Below are 19,004 nucleotides of genomic sequence, written 5' to 3'. Positions count from 1 at the left end.
TTTGGATGCCCGTCCGGCAATCCGTCCCTCTCGGGCGGGCGCGCGGGTCAGCGGGCGGCGCGTGCCTCGGCGAGGAGGGTGAGCAGGGTCGCGACGGCGCGCTCGTCGGCGACCCGGTACTGCGCGGCGGTGTCGCCATCGCCCACCTTGATGCCGACGTCTCCGTCGTGGGGGCGCAGCACGGCGAACCCGTCCTCGTCGGTCACGTCGTCGCCGGCGAACAGCACCGCCGTCGCCTCGGTGTACTCGCGCAACCGCTCGATGCCCTCGCCCTTGTTCGCGCCGCGGATCGAGAACTCGATGATGTCCTTCCCGTCGCGGATCGTCAGCTCCCCGCTGACCGACGCGGCGGCCTCGTACGCTCGGGCGACGAGCGCCCGGCCGGCCTCCGGCTCCAGGAGGCGGTAGTGCACGCCGAACCCGACCGGCTTGACCTCGAGCCTGGCGTCCGGCTCCTCCTCGACGAGGGGACGCAGCACCTCGCCGAGCCGGTCGAGCGTCCGCCGCTCGTCCTCGTCGAGGTCGAGCGAGACGCCGTCGCGGCCGAAGCGGACCTCGACACCGTGCGAGCCGATCAGCAGCGCGTCGGCGTCCGCCTCCGTCACCCGCTCCAGACCCGCGAGCGGGCGGCCGGACACGTAGGCGACCCAGGTGCGGGGCAGGCGCTCCAGGCGGTCGAGCGCCGCCTTCGCCTCCGGCAGGGCGCGGGCGTCCTGCGGGGAGTCGACGAAGGGCGCGAGCGTGCCGTCGAAGTCGAGGGCGAGCAGCAGCCGGTCGGCCGCGGCGAGGTCGCGCACCGCCTCCGCCAGGGCGACGGCGGACGCGGAGGGCTGGGGAACGGCGTGGTTCGGCATTGTCGTCGTCTCTCGGCTCAGCGGCGGTTGACCGGCGGGTTCTGCAGCGGGTGGTCGCCGTGGGCGCTGCGGGTAAGCGCATCCAGGAACGCGGCGGACCAGCGCGCGACGTCGTTCGTCAGCACCTTCTTGCGGAGCGCCCGCATCCTGCGCGTGCGGTCGCGCTTGGGCATGCTCACAGCCTGCAGGATGGTGTCCTTCAGCCCCTCGATGTCGTGCGGGTTGATCAGGAGCGCCTGACGCAGTTCGTCGGAGGCGCCGGCGAACTCGCTGAGGACGAGCACGCCGTCCTCGTCGACACGCGTGGCGACGTACTCCTTCGCCACGAGGTTCATCCCGTCGCGGAGGGCCGTGACGAGCATCACGTCGGCCGCCAGGTACAGGGCGACCATCTCCTCGCGCGGATAGCCGTGGTGCAGGTAGGCGATGGCGGTGTGGCCGAGAGTCGCGTAGTCGCCGTTGATGCGGCCGACGGTGAGCTCGATCTCGTCGCGTAGCTGCCGGTACGTCTCGACGCGCTCGCGGCTCGGGCTCGCGACCTGCACGAGCGTGACCTTCTCGACGTCCAGCCGGCCGTCCTGCAGCAGCTCGCCGAACGCCTTCAGCCGGTGGCCGATGCCCTTCGTGTAGTCGAGGCGGTCGACGCCGAGCATGATCGTCTCCGGGTCGCCGAGCTCCTCGCGGATCTCGCGCGCCCTGGCCTGGATCTCGGGCTTGCGCGCGAGCTCCTGGTACTGCTCGGCGTCGATCGAGATGGGGAACGCACGCGCGAGGACCGTGCGCACCAGTCCCCCATGCCGGTTGGTCGTGACGTGGCGGTGCGATCCGGCCTCGGGATCGTCGCTGTCGATCGGCACCTCGATGATGGGGCCGCGGGTCTCGTAGCCCTTGAGGCGACGGACGGCGCGCGAGAAGTTGCCCGCGTCGGCGACTCGCTGGAAGCCGATCACGTCGGCGCCGAGCAGGCCGTCGATGATCTGGCGCCGCCACGGGAGCTGCGAATAGATGCCGTACGGCGGGAACGGGATGTGGTTGAAGAAGCCGATGACGAGGTCCGGCCTGCTCTCCCTGAGCATCGCCGGCACGAGCTGCAGCTGGTAGTCGTGCACCCAGACGACGGCGCCCTTCGCAGCGACCGACGCCGCGGCGTCCGCGAACCGGCGGTTGACCTTCACGTAGCTCTCCCACCACTCCCGGTGGTAGCTCGGCTGCGCGATCACGTCGTGGTAGAGCGGCCACAGCGTGTCGTTCGAGAAGCCCTCGTAGTACTCCTGCAGCTCCTGCTCGCTGAGCGGAACGGGCAGGATGTGGATGCCGTCCGACTCGAACGGCTCGAACGTCTCGTCCGCGACGCCGGCCCAGCCGATCCAGACGCCGTCCTGTGCGCGCATCACCGGCTGCAGGGCCGCGACCAGGCCGCCGGGCGACGGGCGCCAGCTGGCCTCCCCTGACTCGTCGACGACGTGGTCGACGGGGAGCCGGTTGGAGACGATCACGAGATCGTAGGTCTCGGACGGACTGTGGTCGGGCGACGTGCTGATGGTGGGTCAACTCCCTCGATCGAGTGCTTCTGTGCCGGGTACCCGCCACAGTACCAGCGTGGTCCAGGCCCATCCCGGGGCGTTCGCCGCCGGGACACGGCCCGTTCAGAAGCCGTGATTAGAGTGTGGCTGTGATGCGCATGGGCATGGGAACCACCTGCGTCTACCCGCTGGGGCTCGAGGACGCGTTCCGCGTCGCCGCCGAGCTCGGCTTCGACGGCGTCGAGGTGATGGTCACCCGCGACGAGGCGACGCAATCGGCGGCGTCGCTCGCCCGGCTCTCGGAGCGGTACGGCGTTCCCGTGCTCAGCATCCACGCGCCCGTCCTGCTGCTGACCCATTTCGTCTGGGGACGGGATCCGCGGGTGAAGCTGGAGCGCTCGGCCGGGCTCGCGGCCGCCGTCGGCGCGGACACCGTTGTCGTGCATCCGCCGTTCCGCTGGCAGTCCGGGTACGCCGAGGGGTTCCTCGGGATCGTCAAGGAGACGGCCGCGGCGTCCGGGGTGCGGATCGCCGTGGAGAACATGTTCCCGTGGAAGGTCGCCGGCCGCGGGATGGCCGCGTACTCCCCCGGCTGGAACCCGCTGCCGATGGACTGCGACGCGGTGACGCTCGACTTCTCGCACGCCGCGCTGAGCGGCGTCGACGGGCTGGAGCTCGCGACCGCGCTCGGCGACCGCCTGCGTCACGTGCACCTCTGCGACGGTTCCGGCGCCCTCGACGACGCGAGGGTGTTCGACGAGCACCTGGTGCCCGGTCGCGGCAGCCAGCCGGTCGCCGAGGTGCTGCGCCGGCTCGCGGCGACGGGGTGGAGCGGTTCCGTCGTCGCCGAGGTCAACACCCGGAAGGCGCGCAACGACGCCGAACGTCGCGCGATGCTGACCGAGACGCTGGCCTTCGCGCGCGAGCACGCCGCTGCCGCCGCGATCTGAGTCCGACGAACCCGCCCGACGAACCCGCCTACTGAGCGGAGCCCAGCAGCCGGGTCAGCTCCTTCGCGTACTCCCGGTAGCCGGCGGCTGTCGGATGGAACGCATCCTCGCCGCTCACGTTCAGCCAGGGCTTCTTCGTGCCGATGCCGTGGCCCAGGAAGTCGACGCCGACGTACTTCATCGGCGCGCCCTTCGCCCGCTGCTTGTCCACCGCGTCCTTGATCGTCTGGTTGAGACCGATGGTGGCCGCGTTGATGGCCGTCGCGGTGCCGAAGTCCGGGGAGCCGGTGTCGGTGTTGTCGTACATCAGCGCGTACCCGGTCACGACGATTCGGGCGTTCGGCGCTGCCTGAGCGATCGCGCTGTACACGGTCGCGAGCCGGTCGGGCAGCACGTTCAGCAGCGACAGCGCCGAGGAGACGCCGTTCCTGCACGCCACGGCCTTGCCCGCCGCGCAGTCGGAGGCGACCGCAGCGACGCCGAGGTCGTTTCCGCCGATGCTCACCGTGACGAGGTCCGTCCGGTCGTCGAGGGCGATCAGCTGGTGCTTGAGCAGGTCGGAGGTCGTCGCTCCCGCGCACGCCGCGTTCACCACGAAGTCGACGCCGGAGGCCTTGGCGAAGTCGGCGGGATAGCTGTAGTTGCTCAGCCGGCACTTGCCGGTCTCGTCCCCCGCGCCCATCCCCGCTGCGAACGAGTCGCCGAGGGCGACGTAGCGTGTGGACGACGTCAGCGGCTCGCGCGGGAACGGGTCGGGCGTCGGTGTCGGGCTCGGTGTCGCCGCCTGCGCCTGCGGCTGCGGTGTCGAAGCGGGCGCTCCGCCGCCGGAGGCACAGCCCGTGACGGCGAGCGCGAGCGCAGCCGCGCCCAGCAGGGCGGCGAGGGCTCTCGGGTGGGCTCTACGTCGCATCCGCACGAGCGTACCCGCGTGGGCTTGGCGTTCGATCACATTCCGCTTCAGATGCGCTCCGTGAGTGCGAGCAGGATCGCTGGCACGGACTCTGAGAGCCGCTCCGCGAACGGCCGCTCGTCCCCGGAGAGCAGCGCCCTGGCCTCACCGTTCGCGCACAGCTCCGCGATCACCCGCACCGCCTCCGACGGCTCGATGGTGAACCGGCGCCGGGCGCTGGCGAGCGCCGCGACCACGATCTCGGTCAGGTCGTCGAAGAAGCCGTCCTGGTAGTGCAGGAACTCGGCGGAGATCGAGGGGTCGCGGAGCGCCAGCAGCAGGAACTCCGACTGGACGAGCCACCAGCGCCGGTCGTCGGACTGCAGCTCAAGGATGCGCGTGATGGTCTGCAGCACCTCGGCGTCGCCGAGTTCGCCGCCTCCGGTTCCCACCAGCGGTCGCAGGAACTGCTCGACGCCGGTGTTCAGCTGCTCGATGCGCATCGCCTTCTCGCGCTCCATGAGCGCGAAGAACAGCTCCTCCTTGCTGGAGAAGTTGGAGTAGAACGCGCCGCGGGTGAAGCCGGCCGCCTCCGTGATCATCTCCACGCTGGCGGCACGCACACCGTGTTCAGCGAACACGTCGAACGCCGCGTCGAGCAGCCGCGCACGGGTCTTCTGACGACGTGCGGACTCGACGGGAGCGTCCTGGCCCGCCGCATCTCTGAGAGCTGTGCTGTCCAAGCTGAAACCTTCCTGAGTCGAGTTCCGGATACATAAGTGTATCGGATACAGTCGAGCATCGGATACAACGGTGTATCGAAATTCCCTGGTCACCTATCCACTGGAGAACGCGTGTCCTCGCTCCTCTATTCGATCGGCCGCTGGGCCTTCCGCGCCCGCAAGCTGGTCCTCGCCCTGTGGCTCATGCTGCTCGTCCTCCTCGGTGGAGGCGCCGTCGCCTTCAACCAGGGCACCGACGACTCGTTCAGCATCCCCGGCACCGAGTCCCAGGAGGCGCTCGACACGCTGAGCCGCACCTTCCCGCAGGTGAGCGGGACCAGCGCGCAGATCGTCGTGGTGGCACCGAAGGGCGGCACGGTCGACGACGCGGACGTGAAGACCCCCGTCGAGGACGCCGTCGAGTCCATCGCGAAGGTGGACGGCGTCTCCGGCACGACCTCGCCGTACAGCACGAGGGTGAAGAATCTGATCTCCGACGACCGTTCTGCGGCGATCGTGCAGGTGCAGCTGAAGGGCCAGCAGACGACGGTCACCCCCGAGACGAAGACCGCCCTCAAGGACGCCGGGGCCGACCTGGAAAAGGCCCTCCCGTCCGGCTCCCAGGTCGCGGTGGGCGGCCAGGTCTTCTCGCAGAGCCTGCCGAGCCTGTCGGCGACCGAGCTGATCGGCGTCGGCATCGCCCTGATCGTGCTCATCGTCACGTTCGGCTCCATCATCGCGGCCGGGATGCCGCTGGCGACCGCCCTGCTCGGGGTGGGCCTTTCGATGGCGCTCATCTTCCTCGCCACCCTCTTCGGGTCGATCTCGCAGACGACGCCGATGCTCGCCCTGATGCTGGGGCTCGCCGTCGGCATCGACTACTCGCTGTTCATCATCTCGCGGCATCAGAGCCAGTTGAAGGCGGGCGTCGATCCGGAGGAGTCCGCCGCGCGGGCGGTGGCGACAGCGGGCTCCGCCGTGCTGTTCGCGGGGATCACGGTCATCATCGCGCTCGCCGGCCTGGCGGTGGCCAACATCCCGTTCCTCACCACCATGGGACTCGCCGCCTCGGTGGCCGTCGCGGTCGCGGTGCTGGTCGCGCTCACCCTGACGCCCGCGTTCCTCGGCTTCGCGGGCGCCAGGATCACCCCGGGCCGGCGCGCTGCCCGGCGTGCGGCCGCGGCGAGCGCCGCCGGCGACCGGGCGCAGGAGTCCGGATCGGCGCAGGACGCCTCCCCCGCACCCACTCCGACCCCCTCATCGCCCTCCCTCGCCCACGCGGCGACCGCGGAGATCCCGAGGGGACCGTTCCGCACCTGGGTGCGTGCCGTCACGCGCTTCCCCATCGTCACCATCGTCGCGGTGGTCGTCGCGCTCGGGATCGCCGCTCTTCCCGCGCTGCAGCTGCGGCTCGCGCTTCCCGATGCGGGCACGCACCCGAAGTCCGACCCGGCCCGCATCGCCTACGACCTGGTGTCCGAGCACTTCGGCCCCGGCTACAACGGACCGCTCATCGTGACCGGCTCGATCATCTCCAGCACCGACCCGGTCGGGCTGATGGAGAAGATCGGCTCCGAGATCGCCGACCTGCCCGGCGTCGCCGCGGTGCCGCTCGCCACGCCGAACCAGAACGCGGACACCGGCATCGTGCAGGTCATCCCGACGACCGCGCCAGACGACCCGAAGACCGCGGATCTGGTGTCCGAGCTGCGGGCGAAACACCAGCACTTCCTCGACGAGTACGGCGTCGACCTCAAGGTGACCGGGACGACCGCCGCCCAGATCGACGTGTCCACCCGGCTCGGCGGCGCGCTGCTGCCGTTCGGCATCCTGGTCGTCGGCCTGTCGCTCGTGCTGCTGACGATGGTGTTCCGCTCGATCGCCGTTCCCATCAAGGCGGCTCTCGGCTACCTGCTCTCGGTGGGGGTCGCGTTCGGCGCCGTCACCGCCGTGTTCGAGTGGGGCTGGCTGGCCGACGCGCTGCACGTGGACAAGACCGGACCGGTGATCAGCTTCATGCCGATCATCCTGATGGGCGTGCTGTTCGGCCTGGCGATGGACTACGAGGTGTTCCTGGTCAGCCGCATCCGTGAGGACTACGTGCACGGCCGTGACGCCCGCCGCGCGGTCCAGAGCGGGTTCGTCGGCTCGGCGAAGGTGGTCACCGCGGCCGCGATCATCATGATCTCGGTGTTCGCCGCCTTCGTGCCCGAGGGCGACACCTCGATCAAGCCGATCGCGCTCGGCCTCGCCGTCGGCGTCTTCGTGGACGCGTTCATCGTGCGGATGACGCTCGTGCCCGCGGTGCTCCAACTGCTCGGCGAGAAGGCGTGGTGGATGCCGCGGTGGCTCGACCGCATCCTCCCGTCCTTCGACGTCGAGGGCGACGGCCTGCAGAAGGAACTGGAGCTGGCGGACTGGCCGGAACCGGGCGGCGCCTTCGTGGCCGCCGCCGACGGGCTGTCCGTCGGCACGCGACGCCGCTCCCTTCTGCACGACGTCTCGTTCCGGCTCCGCGACGGCGAGGCCCTCGTCGTCCACGGCCCCGACCGCACCGCGGCCCTGGCGCTGCTCATGGCGGCCACGGGACGCACAAAGGCGACCGCGGGCACGATGAAGGTCGCGGGCTTCGTGCTCCCGACCCGCAGCGCCGCCGTCCGTTCGCGCACCGCAGTGGTCCGGCTGGACGCGGCCGAGACGCCCGTCGACGACGTGCGCCGCGCGCTCGCCGACCGGCCGCAGCTCCTGGCGCTGGATGCGGTGGACGCGGTCACCGATCCCGTCGAGCGCCGGCGGATCCGCGCCGCACTCTCCGGCGCCCTCGCGTCCGCGCACGACGCCGGTCGCCCGTTCGCGCTCGTGGTGAGCTGCGTCGACCCGTCGGGGCTCGACGATCTGCTGCCGGAGAGCGTGGAGCCGAACGACATCCACCTGGGCGCCGAGCCGGCCGGTGCGACGCACGCCGCCACCCGCGACCACACCGATCTGCCCGCCGCACACCTCGAGAAGGCGAACGCCCGATGACCACCCCGAACCTCCGCCGTCCCCGCTCGCTGTTCTCGCTGGAGCGGATGCGCTCGGACAAGCGCATCACCTGGCTGACGATCGCGGGCCTCATCCTGGTGCCCCTCGTGATCGGCGGCCTGCTGGTCTGGGCGCTGTGGAATCCGACGGAGCGCCTCGGCGACGTCAAGGCCGCCGTGGTGAACCTCGACCAGCCCGTGAAGCTCAACGGCCAGACGGTCCCGCTCGGCCGCCAGATGGCGGCGGGCCTGCTCGACAGCGAGCACGACAACTACTCCTGGGTGCTCACCGACCAGAAGGATGCGAACAAGGGAATCGCGGACGGCAGCTACGTGGCCGTCGTGACGATCCCGGAGAACTTCTCGAAGGCGGCGACCTCCACCGCCGGATCGGCGGACGCCGCCCACCAGGCGACGATCGACGTGCGCACCAGCCAGAAGTCGAAGCTCGTCGACCCGGCGATCAGCCAGGCGGTGACGACGACCGCGACGGCGGTGCTCAACAAGCAGCTCACCTCCACGTATCTGCAGAACGTCTACGTCGGCTTCAACACGCTGCACGACCAGATCGGCCAGGCGGCGACGGGAGCCACGAAGCTGTCCGACGGGCTGGCGAAGCTCTCCGGCGGAACGCAACAGCTCGCGGCGGGTGCGCCCCAGCTGGCATCCGGCGCCGACCAGCTCGCGAGCGGGCTCGGACAGCTGTCCGACGGCGCATCCGGGCTGTCGAGCGGGCTCGGGCAGCTGTCGGGAGGGGCCCAGTCGCTGGCCGATGGGCTCGGCCAGTTGCAGCAGAACACCGAACAACTGCCCGCCCAGACGGCCGCGCTGAACACCGGGATGCAGACCCTCACCTCGAACCTTTCGACGGCGACAAACGGGATCAACTCCGCCATGGCGCTCTGCGCGGCGCCGACCAGCGCCGAGATGGGCGAGCTCTGCGCGAAGATCAACGACCAGCTCACGGCCCTCAACACGGCGAACGTCGTTGGCGGCAAACTCGCCCCCGGCGTGAAATCGCTGGCGTCGGGCATGCCCGCACTGTCGGGAGGCATCGCCCAGTCCGTCTCCGGCGCGCAGCAGCTCGCCGCCGGCACCGCCCAGTCGGCCTCCGGAGCCGACCAGCTCGCCTCCGGCGTGCAGCAGTCAGCGGACGGCGCATCCCAGTACGCCGCGGGCGTGCACACGTTCGCGGACAACATCCCCGCGCTCGCCTCCGGCACCCAGCAGTCGGCCGCCGGCGCCGCCTCCCTCGCCTCCGGCCTCGACAAGGCCGTCGCGCAGCTGCCGAGCTACGACAGCGGCGAGCGCACCAACCTCGCCTCCGTCGCGTCGGAGCCGGTCACGCAGAAAGCCTCAGGGAACACCGCGTTCGGCACCTCCAGCATCCCGCTGTTCGCATCGGTCGCGCTCTGGCTCGGCGCGCTGGCGACGTTCCTCGTGCTGCAGGCGATCTCGCGGCGCGCGCTGCTGACCTCGCGCGCCGCCGGACTCATCGCTCTGGACGGGTTCCTCCCCGCCGCCGCGCTCGGCGCCGTGCAGGGCATCCTCGTCGCGGCTATCATGCAGCCCGCGATGCAGCTCGACGTCGGCGGCTGGTTCGGGTTCGCGGGGGTGGCGGTCGCGGTCGGCGTCGCATTCGCGGCGGTCAACCACGGGCTCGTCGCCCTGCTCGGCGGGATCGGGAGGTTCCTCTCGATGCTGGTGGTGGTCGTCACGCTCGCATCCGGGATCGTCTCAACGGCCCCCGGGTTCTTCGACGGTGTGCTCGCCTGGCTGCCAACCTCCCCGGCGATCACGGCGCTGCAGGGCGCCGTGGACGGGACGACCGGCGTCTGGCGCGGCCTCGGCGGCCTCCTGCTCTGGGCGGCGCTCGGCTTCGGTCTCGCGCTGCTCGGGATCGCCAGGCGGCGGATCGTCACCGCATCCCAGCTGCTCCCGGCCGAGTGAGCGCGCTCAGACCGTCGCGGCGCGAACGGCCCGAATCGCAGGCACGGTGGCCGCAATCGTTCCGGCTCCGGCGAGCATCAGGGCGAACGCGGCGCCCGCGACCGCGACGAGCGGCCCGGCCGCGGCGGTACCCGCCATGGTGGCCCCGTTGTTCAGTGCGATGACCGCAGCAAAGGCACGCCCGCGCGCTCCCGGTTCGACGGAGCTCACCACGAGCGAACGAATGGCGATCGATTGCAGCGCGTTCGCCACCCCGACGAAGAAGAGCCCGGTGACGGCCATCGGGATACTCGGCCAGACACCGAGGGCGAGCAGGGCGACTCCCATCAGGATGCCGCCGGCGACGAGTGCAGCGGGCTGCCTCCGCGCGGGGAGCAGGGGTGCGAGCACGGCGGCGGAAACGAGCCTGCCGATGGCCTGGACGCTCACCAGAACCCCGTAGACGAACGCCGGGGCCGCAAGAACCACCGTTGTGTACGACACCTCTGCAACGGTGATGATCGACGTGAACACGATCGCGACGGCAAGTGCGAGCGAAGCCGTGGCGAGGGTCCGGTTTCCGGCCAGCGCGGCGGGGCCCACGCGAATCTGATGAAACCAGGACGGGCCCGTCGACGTCCGGTCGGCCGGCGGATGCCGCCGGACGCCGAGCGCGAGCACGACCAGGCCGAGGGCTGCGAAGCTGGCGGCGTCCACGAGAAGCACCGCCTGTACGCCGAGCACACCGACGAGGAACCCCGCAAGCGCGGGACCGGCCAGGGCCCCGACGCTGCGGAACGCGTCCACACGTGCGTAGCCGGCAGCCGGGTTCGCCCCTGGCCGCTGCGTCTCGGGGACAAGCAGCAGCAATGCCGGCGCGTCGATCGCGGACACCACGCTCCCGGCCGCCAGAAACACGAGGATCCACACCACATCGGGGGCGAAAGCGAGCGCAATCCCAGTGGCGCAGCGGAGCGAAAGAGTCGCGATCAGAAGGCGGCTCGTCTCCACCCTGTCGAGGATCGGCGCGACGACAGGTCCGAGCAGGACGCTCGGCAGGATTCCGATCAGCACCAGCATCGACACGACATAGCTGCCGCCCGGGCGTCCCTGCAGAGCGAGCATCAGAGCGACGACCGTCAGCGTGTCTCCGACCGCGGAAAGTCCGCTCGCCGACGCGAGGATGTTGAGGCGCACGCGTCCCCCAAATTGGATCTGTATTTAATACTCTTGTATGTCAGACATGAGTCACCTTACTCTTGGTTCGCCTCGGACAGAGATGTCCGACGCGAGAGAAAGGAAGTCTGATGATGGGAATTACCGCTCGCGGGCCACGACTGCATGCGATCGCCGGAGACGCCGAAGGACGCATCGCCGGTCGCACCCAGGTAGCGCAGTCGGATGTGACGCTGGAACTGGCAACCGATGCTGCGATCGACAAGTGCCTGCGCGCTCTCGACGCTTCCGACCTGCGCCTTGCGACCCAGCCGGGCAAGTACGACTGGAAGTTCGCCTGGATCGATCCGAACTCGAGCGGCGAAGGCGGCCGGGTACGTTTCGGCGTTGCCTGGTACGACGAAGCCTTCTTCGCCGAGAAGAGGGACGTGTATCTCGACGTCAAGCACCTACGGATGCTGGCAGGATTCGGCGTCGATGAGGGCTCGGTCACGGTCGAGCACTTCGCGCGCGTCGACTGACAGGCGAGCGAGGAACGGATCGCGAGGCCCGGTCACCGAGTCGGTGCCGGGCCTCCGACGCGCTCAGACGGTCGCGGCCAGCGCGAGAGTAGCGAGTACCACGGTGACGGGCGCGACCACGGCGCCGAGCAGGATGTAGCGGCGCCAGCGGATCTCCACGTCGAAGGACGTGAGCCGCTGGTGCCAGAGGAGCGTCGCGAGCGAGGCCCACGGCGTGATCAGCGGCCCGGCGTTCACACCGATCAGGAGCGCCGCGAGACGCACCGGGCTCCCCGCCGCAGGCTCCAGCGCGAGGTACGCGGGGAGGTTGTCGACGGCGTTCGCGCCGACCATCCCGGTGACCGACAGCCGCAGCAGTGCCAGCGGATCCTCCCCGGTGCCCGACACCCGCGCGAGCAGGGCGCCCAGCCCGTTCGCGTGCAGCGCCTCGATGAACAGGAACAGCCCGGCGGCCAGCAGCACCAGCTGCCACGGCACGAGCCCGAACCGCAGCACATCCCGTCGACGCACCGCGAACACCACGAGCAGGAGGACGGCGGCCGCGCACGCCGGGATCCACACCGGCAGCCCGGAGACCAGCAGCGGCAGCAGAGCGACCACCACGGCTGCGCTCACCCAGAACAGCACCGGATCGCCGATCGGCTCCTCCTCGCCGGTGGAGTACCGCACGAGCAGCGACCGGCGCGCCACCAGGAACACGACGACCATCGGCACGATCATCGCCACGATCGCCGGCGCCGCCATCAGCGCCGCGAAGGCGCCGGGCGACGGATCGCCCATCGCGTGCTGGGCCAGCAGGTTCGTGAGGTTCGAGACGGGGAGCAGCAGGGAGCCGGCGTTCGCCATCCACACGGTCGTCAGCGCGAACGGCAGCGGGTTCAGCCCGGCGTGCCTCGCCAGAACGATGACGACGGGGGTGAGCAGCACGGCGGTCGTGTCGAGCGAGAGGAAGACGGTGCTCGCGGCGGCGAGGACGACAACGAGCAGCCACAGCAGCCACGCGCGGCCGCGGCCCCAGCGGGCGGTCAGCTGGGCGACCTGCGTGAACACCCCGGCCTCGGCCGCGAGCTCTGTCACGACCGTCACGCCGACGACGAACAGCAGAATCGGCCAGACGCGGTCCCAGAGGGTCATCGCGTCGGTCAGCAGCAGAAGCCCGGTCGCGACGGCGACCAGCCCGAGGACGAGGAGCACCGCGCCGATGATGGCGGTCTTCATGCGCCTCCTCTTCTCCTCCGCGCCCGACGCGCCCAGGGAAGCGTACGCTACGGGACGAGGGAAAGGACGCGGATGCGCAAGTTCATCTTCAACGGCGCCATCATCAGTGCGGCGATCGGGCTCTGGACGACGATCCAGACCACCAAGAGCGGCCCGCGGGACTGGAAGGTCCCGCTGATGTGGATCAGCGCGGCCATCTCACTCGTGATCGCGGTCGGCACCGTCGTCCAGGAGTCCCGCGAGGCGGAGGACCGCCAGCTCGGCAAGTAGCGCACCCCCTCGTTCTTCGCCCGTCGAGGGGCACGTCGTTGTCGCTTTTCGGGCTCGAAAGCGACGACAACGTGCCCCTCGGCGGCGCAGGGGAGGTTTTCGGGGCCGGATCGGCGGAATTCCGCTGATCGTGCGGCGTGTCCGCGCGATTCGGCGTGTCTCGCACACGACACTGGGAGAGACATCCGAATCGGAAGGGGTTGCGCCATGTTTGGTCGTAGGCGGCACGCCGCCGCCGAGGTTCCGGCGGCGCCGGTTCCTCAGCTGACGGACGCACAGATCCTCGAGCTCGTGCACCGCAAGGTCGCGGAGCTCATCGGAGAGAACGGCGAGTGGACGGTCAACCGCCGCTCCGCCGACGACACCGACGCCATCTTCCATTCGATCCTCGCCCAGTCGGTCGCGGTCGACATCACCGCCGCCATCGTCGAGGCGCGCCGCCGTGTGCAGGCGGGCGAGGCCATCGACGCCGCTGCCGGCGCCCCGGCAGCCGCCGTGGCCTCCGAGCCGCAGCACCTCGCCCCCGAGACCGCGCCGGCGCACCTCGCCGAGCCCGCGGCCGAGGCGCCCGAGGAGACCCCGGAGACCGCACCCGAGGAGCCCGCCGCCTTCGGCTGGGAGCCGGCGCCGATCACCGTCTGGACGGACCTGCGCAAGCCGGTCACCGGCGAGATCCCGGCGGTCGAGCACGTGGAGCGCCCCGCCGCCTGACCACCGACCCGTCGGGGCCGGATGACCGTCGCGGGGCTCAGCCGAGCGGCGGCCAGGAGGCCGGACCCTCCGACCCCGCGCGGTAGCTCTGCAGCGGCACCTCGTCCTTCGCCCACTCCGTCAGCACGGGCGCGACGATCCGCCAGCACTCCACGGCCGTGTCCGCCCGCACCGAGAGCGACGGGTCGCCGTCGAGGATGCCCTCCAGGACCTCGCCGTACGCGTTCAGCTCGCCGGGGCCGAACTCCGCCGTCATGGCGATCCGGTCGATCTCGTGCGGGTCGCCCGGCCCGTTGACATTGAGCTCCAGCGACATCGCGTCCGGAGCGAGCATGATCCGCAGCTTGGTCGGCTCCCTCGTGCCCTTGAGCCCGACCGGGATGTGCCGGGCCGGCTTGAACGTGATGACGACCTCGCGGCGCCGCGTCCCGAGCGCCTTGCCCGACCGCAGGGTGAACGGGACGCCCGCCCAGCGCCAGGTGTCGATCTGCACCGTCATCTCGGCGAGCGTCTCGGTGTGCCGTGCGGGGTCGACGCCCGGCTCCTTCGCGTACGAGGGCAGCTTCCTGCCCTCGATCTCGCCCGCCGTGTACCGCGCGCGCCTGCTCGACTCCTTCGGGCTCCCCCGCCACACCCGCGTCGCCCGCAGCACGGTCGCCTTCGCGTCGCGCAGGTCCATCGCGTCCAGCGACGATGGCGGCTCCATCGCGAGCACGGCGAGCACCTGCAGCAGGTGGCTCTGGATCATGTCGATGAGGGCGCCGGCGGTGTCGTAATAGCGGGCGCGATCCTCCAGCCCCAGGGTCTCGTCGTAGACGATGTCGACCCGCTCGATGTGGTCGCTGTTCCACAGCGGTTCCAGGATGCTGTTGGCGAAGCGCAGGCCGATCATGTTCAGCACCGTCGACCGACCGAGGAAGTGGTCGATGCGGTGGATGCGCTCCTCCGGCACGAGCTTCGCCAGCTGCGCGTTCAGTGCGATCGCGCTGCGCTTGTCGGTGCCGAACGGCTTCTCCAGGGCGAGCGTGAGCCCGGCCGGCCGATCGATCTTCTCCAGCGCGGCGCAGGCCTTCGCGGTGATAGCGGGCGGCAGCGCGAAGTAGAGAGCCGGGGCGCCCTCACACGCGGCGAGGACGCGCGCGAGGTCGTCCGGGTCCGTCACATCCGCCCGGAGATACGTCGTGCTCTTCAGCAGCGCGTCCACCGTGCGGCCCTTCGAGCCGGTGGTCGCGAAGCTCGCGCGCACCACGGAACGCCAGTGCGCATCCGTCCAGTCCTCGACACCCGCGCCGACGAGACGGAAGCGTCGCTCGGGGTGATTCGTGAGCAGCTGGCCGACGGCCGGGAGGAGGAGTCTGGACGACAGATCGCCGCTCGCTCCGAGAATCACCAGAGTGCCAACGGACTGCGTCATGCCCATCACAGTACGGCCATACTGGAATCATGTCGCTCCCCATCGAGGATTACGCCCTGATCAGTGACTGCTTCACGGGCGCCCTCGTCGGATCGGACGGAAGCATCGACTGGCTGTGCCTGCCGCGCTATGACGCGCCGTCCACGTTCGGCGCGCTGCTGGGCACGGAGGACCACGGGCGCTGGCTGCTCGCGCCGGCCGACGCCACCGCCACGAGCACGCGGCACTACGAGCGCGACACGATGATCCTCGTCACCCGCTGGCGGACCGCCGACGGCGAGGTCGAGGTCGTCGACGCCATGCCGATGGGCGACCACCGGGCCGACCTGGTGCGCAGGGTGCGGGGCGTCAGCGGCCGGGTGACGATGCGGCAGGATCTGCGCATCCGCTTCGGGTATGCCACCGCGATCCCCTGGGTGCGGAAGGACACCGCGGAGAGGCCGCCGGCGCTGGTGGCGGTCGCGGGCCCGGACGGGCTCGTCGTCCGCGGGCCGGCGCTCACGGCGTCCGACCACTCGCACGACGGCACCTTCACCGTGGCCGCGGGTCAGACCGTCGACCTGTCGATGACCTGGTTCCCCTCGCACCGGTCCGCCCCCGCGGCCGTGGACGTCGAGAAAGCGCTGGCGCAGACCCGGTCGTGGTGGACGGACTGGGCGTCCGGCTGCGACCATGAGGGCCCGTACCGCGAGCAGGTGGTGCGCTCGCTGCTCCTGCTGCGGGCTCTGACGCACCTGGAGACCGGCGGCATCGTCGCCGCGGCGACCACGTCCCTGCCCGAGGCGTTCGGCGGCGAGCGCAACTGGGACTACCGCTACGTCTGGCTGCGGGACGCCTCGCTCACCATCGCAGTGCTGCTCTCGCACGGCTACGCCGACTATGTGGACCACTGGCGCGACTGGCTGCTGCGCGCGATCGCCGGCGATCCCGCCGACGTGCAGATCATGTACGGGCTGGCCGGGGAGCGCGACCTGACCGAGCGCGAGATCGTCAGCCTGCCGGGGTACCAGGGCGCACGGCCGGTCCGCATCGGCAACGACGCGTCCACCCAGTTCCAGGCGGACGTCATCGGCGAGGTGATGCTCGCCCTGGACCGCGGTCGTGCGGCCGGGGTGCCGGAGACGCGGTTCTCGTGGGCGCTGCAACGGGCGCTGATGGGCTACCTGGAGGACAGCTGGCGCAACCCCGATCACGGCATCTGGGAGATCCGCGGCGAACCGAAGGCGTTCACGCACTCGCGCGCGCTCGTCTGGGCGGCGTTCGACTGCGCCATCCGCGGCGTCGAGGAGTACGGGCTCAGCGGGCCGGTGGAGCGCTGGCGCCGGCTGCAGGCGGAGATCCGCGCGGATCTGGAGGCCAACGGCTTCGACGAGCACCGCGGCACCTACGTCCAGACGTACGGGAGCAGGGACCTCGACGCCTCACTGCTGCTGCTCCCCCAGGTCGGCTACTGCGCCTTCGACGACCCGAGGATGCTCGGCACCGTGCGCGCGATCGAAGAGGACTTGATGCAGGACGGCCTGGTGCTGCGCTACCGCACGGACACCGGCGTCGACGGCCTTCCGCCCGGCGAGCACCCGTTCCTCGCGTGCTCGTTCTGGCTCGCCGAGCAGTACGCCCGCTCGCACCGGGTCGAGGACGCCGAGCGGCTCATGGACCGCCTGCTCGGCCTCGCCAACGACGTCGGCATGCTCTCGGAGGAATACGACATCGAGGGCAGGTCGCAGGCGGGCAACACACCGCAGGCGCTGACGCATCTCGCCCTCGTCCGGGCCGCCGACGCGATCACGGAGGTGCGCGCCGCCCAGGCGACCGCGGAGGTCCCCGCCGGATGACCGACGCCCGAACGCTGGAGGAAACCGGGCTCGGCGAGAGCCTGGAGCTGGGCTCGCCGTGGGTCACCATCGTCTGGAACGACCCGGTGAACCTGATGTCGTACGTCACGCACGTGTTCCAGACCTACTTCGGGTACCCCCGCGCGGAGGCGGAACGGCTGATGATGCTCGTGCACACCGAGGGCAAGGCGGTGGTGGCGACCGGCACCCGCGAGGAGATGGAGCGCCACGTGGAGGCGATGCACGACTACGGGCTGTGGGCGACGCTGACGAGGGCCGACGCGTGAGGCCATTCCGTCTCGCCAAGGACGGCACGCTGCGCGCACGCTTCGGCCGGGACGAGGTGGACCTGCTCGTGCACCTCTCCGGCGAGGCCGGCGCCATCGCCACCGCGGCGGCCGAGGGCGCGGGGGTCGCGGGGTTCGACCCCGCCGTACTGCGGCTGCTCCCCGACGCCTACCCCGACGACCCGGAGGCGTCCGCCGAGTTCCGCCGGTTCACCGCCGCCGGTCTCGCCGAACGCAAGGCGCTGAACGCGCGCGTGGTGGCCGAGAGCCTGGCCCGCGACGGCAGCAAGGGCGCGGTAGAGGTGCGGCTCGATGCGGCGCAGGCCGGGGCGTGGCTGCGGACCCTCACGGACATCCGGCTCGTGCTCGCTGCGCGGCTGGGGATCGTCCAGGACGGCGACGAGGGCGACATCCACGACGAGTCGTCCGCCCTGCAGCGGGCGGTCTACGACTGGCTCGCGGGCGTGCAGGAGTCGCTCGTGCTGGCGCTCGACGCGCGCTGAGCGCTCCCCCGCGGCTCAGACGGGGAAGCGCACGGCGGCGGCGACCGGGCCGCCGCCCGGCACGTCCTCGGCGCGGAGCGCGTAGATGCGCGCCTTCGAGGCCAGCGACCGGCGCAGGATCTCGTCGGTGACGCCGTAATATCCGGGGGCGTCGTCGGGCGCGAAGACGATCGTGCCCGACTCGTCGTCGATCGAGCCCGGCACCCGGGCGTCGATGTCGAACACCAGTGCCTCGACGGCGCCGAACGTCGCGGCGCGGGCGATGTCGCTCATGTCGACGAGCGCCGTCCCGGCCGCGATCCGCGTCTCGAACGTATCCTTCAGCGTCGCGACCTTGCCCGCGTAGAGGTTGTCGAGCACACGCCGGGCGGCCGCCGCGAGCTCCTCCTCCGTCTTGTCCTCCGGGTTCCCCTGGATGGTCTCCTCGACCAGGTGCGGGTAGTCGCTCGCGCCGCGGAAGATCCCGGTGAGCGGCTCGGCCGCGGCCAGGATGAGCGGCTCCGTCGAGTTCGCGAGCAGCGGGTGCAGCGCGCGCTCGATGGCTTGCACGTACTCGAGCATCCGGACCTTCTGGCCCTCCGAGCCCTGGATGCGGCCCTCGGCCGAGCGGCCGCTGATCGTCGTGAGTCCGACGGCCGATGCGACGTCGCGCGGCATCCCGTCCACGTCCACGATGACCGCGGGCGCCTCGGGGTCGACCTTGATCAGCCGGACGGAGTTCTGGGCGAGCGCGAGGATGAACGCCGACTGCGGGAAGGTGACCGCGCGCAGCAGCGGCTTGACGTAGAACCGGTCGGCGACCTCGCACACGCTGGTCAGCCGGTTGGGCAGGCGGAAGGTCTCCGCGAGCTCGCCGTCGAGGAACACGGCCAGGGAGCGCGACTGGTACCGCCAGAAGTCCCTGTCCTCCAGGATGCTCTCGCCCTCCGACTGGACGGCGGCGATCCTCGCGCGGGGCACCCCGAGCGATTCGAGCGACTTCACCGCCTGCGCCAGGTGGTTCTTCAGCTCGATCCGTGCCCGATCCGCCTCCGGCGGCGTGGTGCCGGTCGGCAGGTAGATGCTGACGCATCCCGGTTCGCGGAAGGCGGCGATCCTCTCGATGTCGGCCTTGGTCGGAATGTCCTTGTACTCCACTGTTCCTCCTCGGTCGCGAGTGTCCGGCACGGCGCTGTCCGG

Annotated in this window: 17 protein-coding genes; 9 read left to right on the top strand and 8 right to left on the bottom strand. The window is 70.9% G+C overall.

The genetic code is table 11. The features are described 5' to 3' along the window. Positions 1-47 precede the first annotated feature (47 nt). Both otsB and otsA read right to left on the bottom strand, forming a co-directional pair. Complete coding sequence (gene otsB / locus AAME72_RS15190) at positions 48-854, bottom strand: trehalose-phosphatase (protein ID WP_348787388.1); 807 nt, start codon at positions 852-854, stop codon at positions 48-50. Between the two features lie 17 nt (positions 855-871). Beyond that, positions 872-2,350 carry an alpha,alpha-trehalose-phosphate synthase (UDP-forming) gene (gene otsA / locus AAME72_RS15185; protein WP_348787387.1) on the bottom strand — a complete coding sequence of 493 codons (1,479 nt, stop codon included), beginning with the start codon at positions 2,348-2,350 and terminating at the stop codon, positions 872-874. Positions 2,351-2,529: 179 nt separating this feature from the next. Between otsA and AAME72_RS15180 the strand changes: the two genes are divergently transcribed. Next, positions 2,530-3,327, top strand: a complete 798-nt coding sequence (locus AAME72_RS15180) for a sugar phosphate isomerase/epimerase (RefSeq protein ID WP_348790147.1) — start codon at positions 2,530-2,532, stop codon at positions 3,325-3,327. A gap of 28 nt (positions 3,328-3,355) precedes the next feature. On the opposite strand, the gene AAME72_RS15175 is transcribed toward AAME72_RS15180, so the two are convergent. Together AAME72_RS15175 and AAME72_RS15170 are read right to left on the bottom strand one after the other, a co-directional pair. After that, complete coding sequence (locus AAME72_RS15175; protein WP_348787386.1) at positions 3,356-4,237, bottom strand: SGNH/GDSL hydrolase family protein; 882 nt, start codon at positions 4,235-4,237, stop codon at positions 3,356-3,358. A 47-nt stretch (positions 4,238-4,284) separates the two neighbouring features. Beyond that, positions 4,285-4,959 carry a helix-turn-helix domain-containing protein gene (locus AAME72_RS15170; RefSeq protein WP_348787385.1) on the bottom strand — a complete coding sequence of 225 codons (675 nt, stop codon included), beginning with the start codon at positions 4,957-4,959 and terminating at the stop codon, positions 4,285-4,287. 111 nt (positions 4,960-5,070) lie between these two features. On the opposite strand from AAME72_RS15170, the gene AAME72_RS15165 reads away from it, so the two are divergent. Together AAME72_RS15165 and AAME72_RS15160 are read left to right on the top strand one after the other, a co-directional pair. Next, positions 5,071-7,962, top strand: coding sequence for an MMPL family transporter (locus tag AAME72_RS15165; protein WP_348787384.1), 2,892 nt, complete (start codon positions 5,071-5,073; stop codon positions 7,960-7,962). Beyond that, positions 7,959-9,911: a YhgE/Pip domain-containing protein gene (locus AAME72_RS15160; protein ID WP_348787383.1), complete on the top strand. Its 1,953-nt coding sequence runs from the start codon at positions 7,959-7,961 to the stop codon at positions 9,909-9,911. Before AAME72_RS15165 ends, AAME72_RS15160 begins: the two co-directional genes overlap by 4 nt. Positions 9,912-9,917: 6 nt before the next feature. Here the strand turns inward: AAME72_RS15160 and AAME72_RS15155 are convergent, their stop codons facing one another. Beyond that, a complete protein-coding gene (locus AAME72_RS15155) occupies positions 9,918-11,087 on the bottom strand; it encodes an MFS transporter (protein ID WP_348787382.1) in 1,170 nt (389 codons plus the stop codon). A 110-nt stretch (positions 11,088-11,197) separates the two neighbouring features. On the opposite strand from AAME72_RS15155, the gene AAME72_RS15150 reads away from it, so the two are divergent. Continuing rightward, positions 11,198-11,587: a hypothetical protein gene (locus AAME72_RS15150; protein WP_348787381.1), complete on the top strand. Its 390-nt coding sequence runs from the start codon at positions 11,198-11,200 to the stop codon at positions 11,585-11,587. Positions 11,588-11,650: 63 nt separating this feature from the next. On the opposite strand, the gene AAME72_RS15145 is transcribed toward AAME72_RS15150, so the two are convergent. Beyond that, a complete protein-coding gene (locus tag AAME72_RS15145; RefSeq protein ID WP_348787380.1) occupies positions 11,651-12,805 on the bottom strand; it encodes an SLC13 family permease in 1,155 nt (384 codons plus the stop codon). Positions 12,806-12,877: 72 nt separating this feature from the next. On the opposite strand from AAME72_RS15145, the gene AAME72_RS15140 reads away from it, so the two are divergent. Next, a complete protein-coding gene (locus AAME72_RS15140; protein ID WP_348787379.1) occupies positions 12,878-13,075 on the top strand; it encodes a hypothetical protein in 198 nt (65 codons plus the stop codon). A gap of 207 nt (positions 13,076-13,282) precedes the next feature. Further along, positions 13,283-13,786 carry a hypothetical protein gene (locus AAME72_RS15135; RefSeq protein WP_348787378.1) on the top strand — a complete coding sequence of 168 codons (504 nt, stop codon included), beginning with the start codon at positions 13,283-13,285 and terminating at the stop codon, positions 13,784-13,786. Positions 13,787-13,823: 37 nt separating this feature from the next. Here AAME72_RS15135 and AAME72_RS15130 read toward each other — a convergent pair whose 3' ends face one another. Continuing rightward, positions 13,824-15,200, bottom strand: a complete 1,377-nt coding sequence (locus AAME72_RS15130) for a glucose-6-phosphate dehydrogenase (protein ID WP_348787377.1) — start codon at positions 15,198-15,200, stop codon at positions 13,824-13,826. Positions 15,201-15,229: 29 nt separating this feature from the next. Here AAME72_RS15130 and AAME72_RS15125 point away from each other — a divergent pair, with 29 nt between their 5' ends. Genes AAME72_RS15125 through AAME72_RS15115 form a run of 3 tightly spaced genes read left to right on the top strand, consistent with a single transcriptional unit; the run spans position 15,230 to position 17,825 of the window. Then, positions 15,230-17,035: a glycoside hydrolase family 15 protein gene (locus AAME72_RS15125; RefSeq protein ID WP_348787376.1), complete on the top strand. Its 1,806-nt coding sequence runs from the start codon at positions 15,230-15,232 to the stop codon at positions 17,033-17,035. Continuing rightward, positions 17,032-17,322, top strand: a complete 291-nt coding sequence (gene clpS / locus AAME72_RS15120; protein ID WP_348787375.1) for an ATP-dependent Clp protease adapter ClpS — start codon at positions 17,032-17,034, stop codon at positions 17,320-17,322. The genes AAME72_RS15125 and clpS overlap by 4 nt, the downstream gene beginning before the upstream one ends. After that, a complete protein-coding gene (locus AAME72_RS15115) occupies positions 17,319-17,825 on the top strand; it encodes a DUF2017 family protein (RefSeq protein WP_348787374.1) in 507 nt (168 codons plus the stop codon). Before clpS ends, AAME72_RS15115 begins: the two co-directional genes overlap by 4 nt. A 15-nt stretch (positions 17,826-17,840) precedes the next feature. Here AAME72_RS15115 and AAME72_RS15110 read toward each other — a convergent pair whose 3' ends face one another. After that, the gene (locus AAME72_RS15110) at positions 17,841-18,962 is read right to left on the bottom strand and encodes a hypothetical protein (protein ID WP_348787373.1); all 1,122 of its coding nucleotides are present in this window, start codon (positions 18,960-18,962) and stop codon (positions 17,841-17,843) included. Positions 18,963-19,004: the final 42 nt, after the last annotated feature.

It is taken from the genome of Leifsonia sp. NPDC080035, assembly GCF_040050925.1.
In the GTDB taxonomy this organism is placed as follows: domain Bacteria; phylum Actinomycetota; class Actinomycetes; order Actinomycetales; family Microbacteriaceae; genus Leifsonia.
This window is presented reverse-complemented; position numbering and strand designations above follow the sequence as displayed.

Excerpts from the sequence above, each read along its gene's own strand:
- otsB (WP_348787388.1), bottom strand. The coding sequence starts at position 854 with ATGCCGAACCACGCCGTTCCCCAGCCCTCCGCGTCCGCCGTCGCCCTG.
- AAME72_RS15180 (WP_348790147.1), top strand. The coding sequence starts at position 2,530 with ATGCGCATGGGCATGGGAACCACCTGCGTCTACCCGCTGGGGCTCGAG.
- AAME72_RS15175 (WP_348787386.1), bottom strand. The coding sequence starts at position 4,237 with ATGCGACGTAGAGCCCACCCGAGAGCCCTCGCCGCCCTGCTGGGCGCG.
- AAME72_RS15160 (WP_348787383.1), top strand. The coding sequence starts at position 7,959 with ATGACCACCCCGAACCTCCGCCGTCCCCGCTCGCTGTTCTCGCTGGAG.
- AAME72_RS15150 (WP_348787381.1), top strand. The coding sequence starts at position 11,198 with ATGATGGGAATTACCGCTCGCGGGCCACGACTGCATGCGATCGCCGGA.
- AAME72_RS15145 (WP_348787380.1), bottom strand. The coding sequence starts at position 12,805 with ATGAAGACCGCCATCATCGGCGCGGTGCTCCTCGTCCTCGGGCTGGTC.
- AAME72_RS15140 (WP_348787379.1), top strand. The coding sequence starts at position 12,878 with ATGCGCAAGTTCATCTTCAACGGCGCCATCATCAGTGCGGCGATCGGG.
- AAME72_RS15135 (WP_348787378.1), top strand. The coding sequence starts at position 13,283 with ATGTTTGGTCGTAGGCGGCACGCCGCCGCCGAGGTTCCGGCGGCGCCG.
- AAME72_RS15130 (WP_348787377.1), bottom strand. The coding sequence starts at position 15,200 with ATGACGCAGTCCGTTGGCACTCTGGTGATTCTCGGAGCGAGCGGCGAT.
- AAME72_RS15125 (WP_348787376.1), top strand. The coding sequence starts at position 15,230 with ATGTCGCTCCCCATCGAGGATTACGCCCTGATCAGTGACTGCTTCACG.
- clpS (WP_348787375.1), top strand. The coding sequence starts at position 17,032 with ATGACCGACGCCCGAACGCTGGAGGAAACCGGGCTCGGCGAGAGCCTG.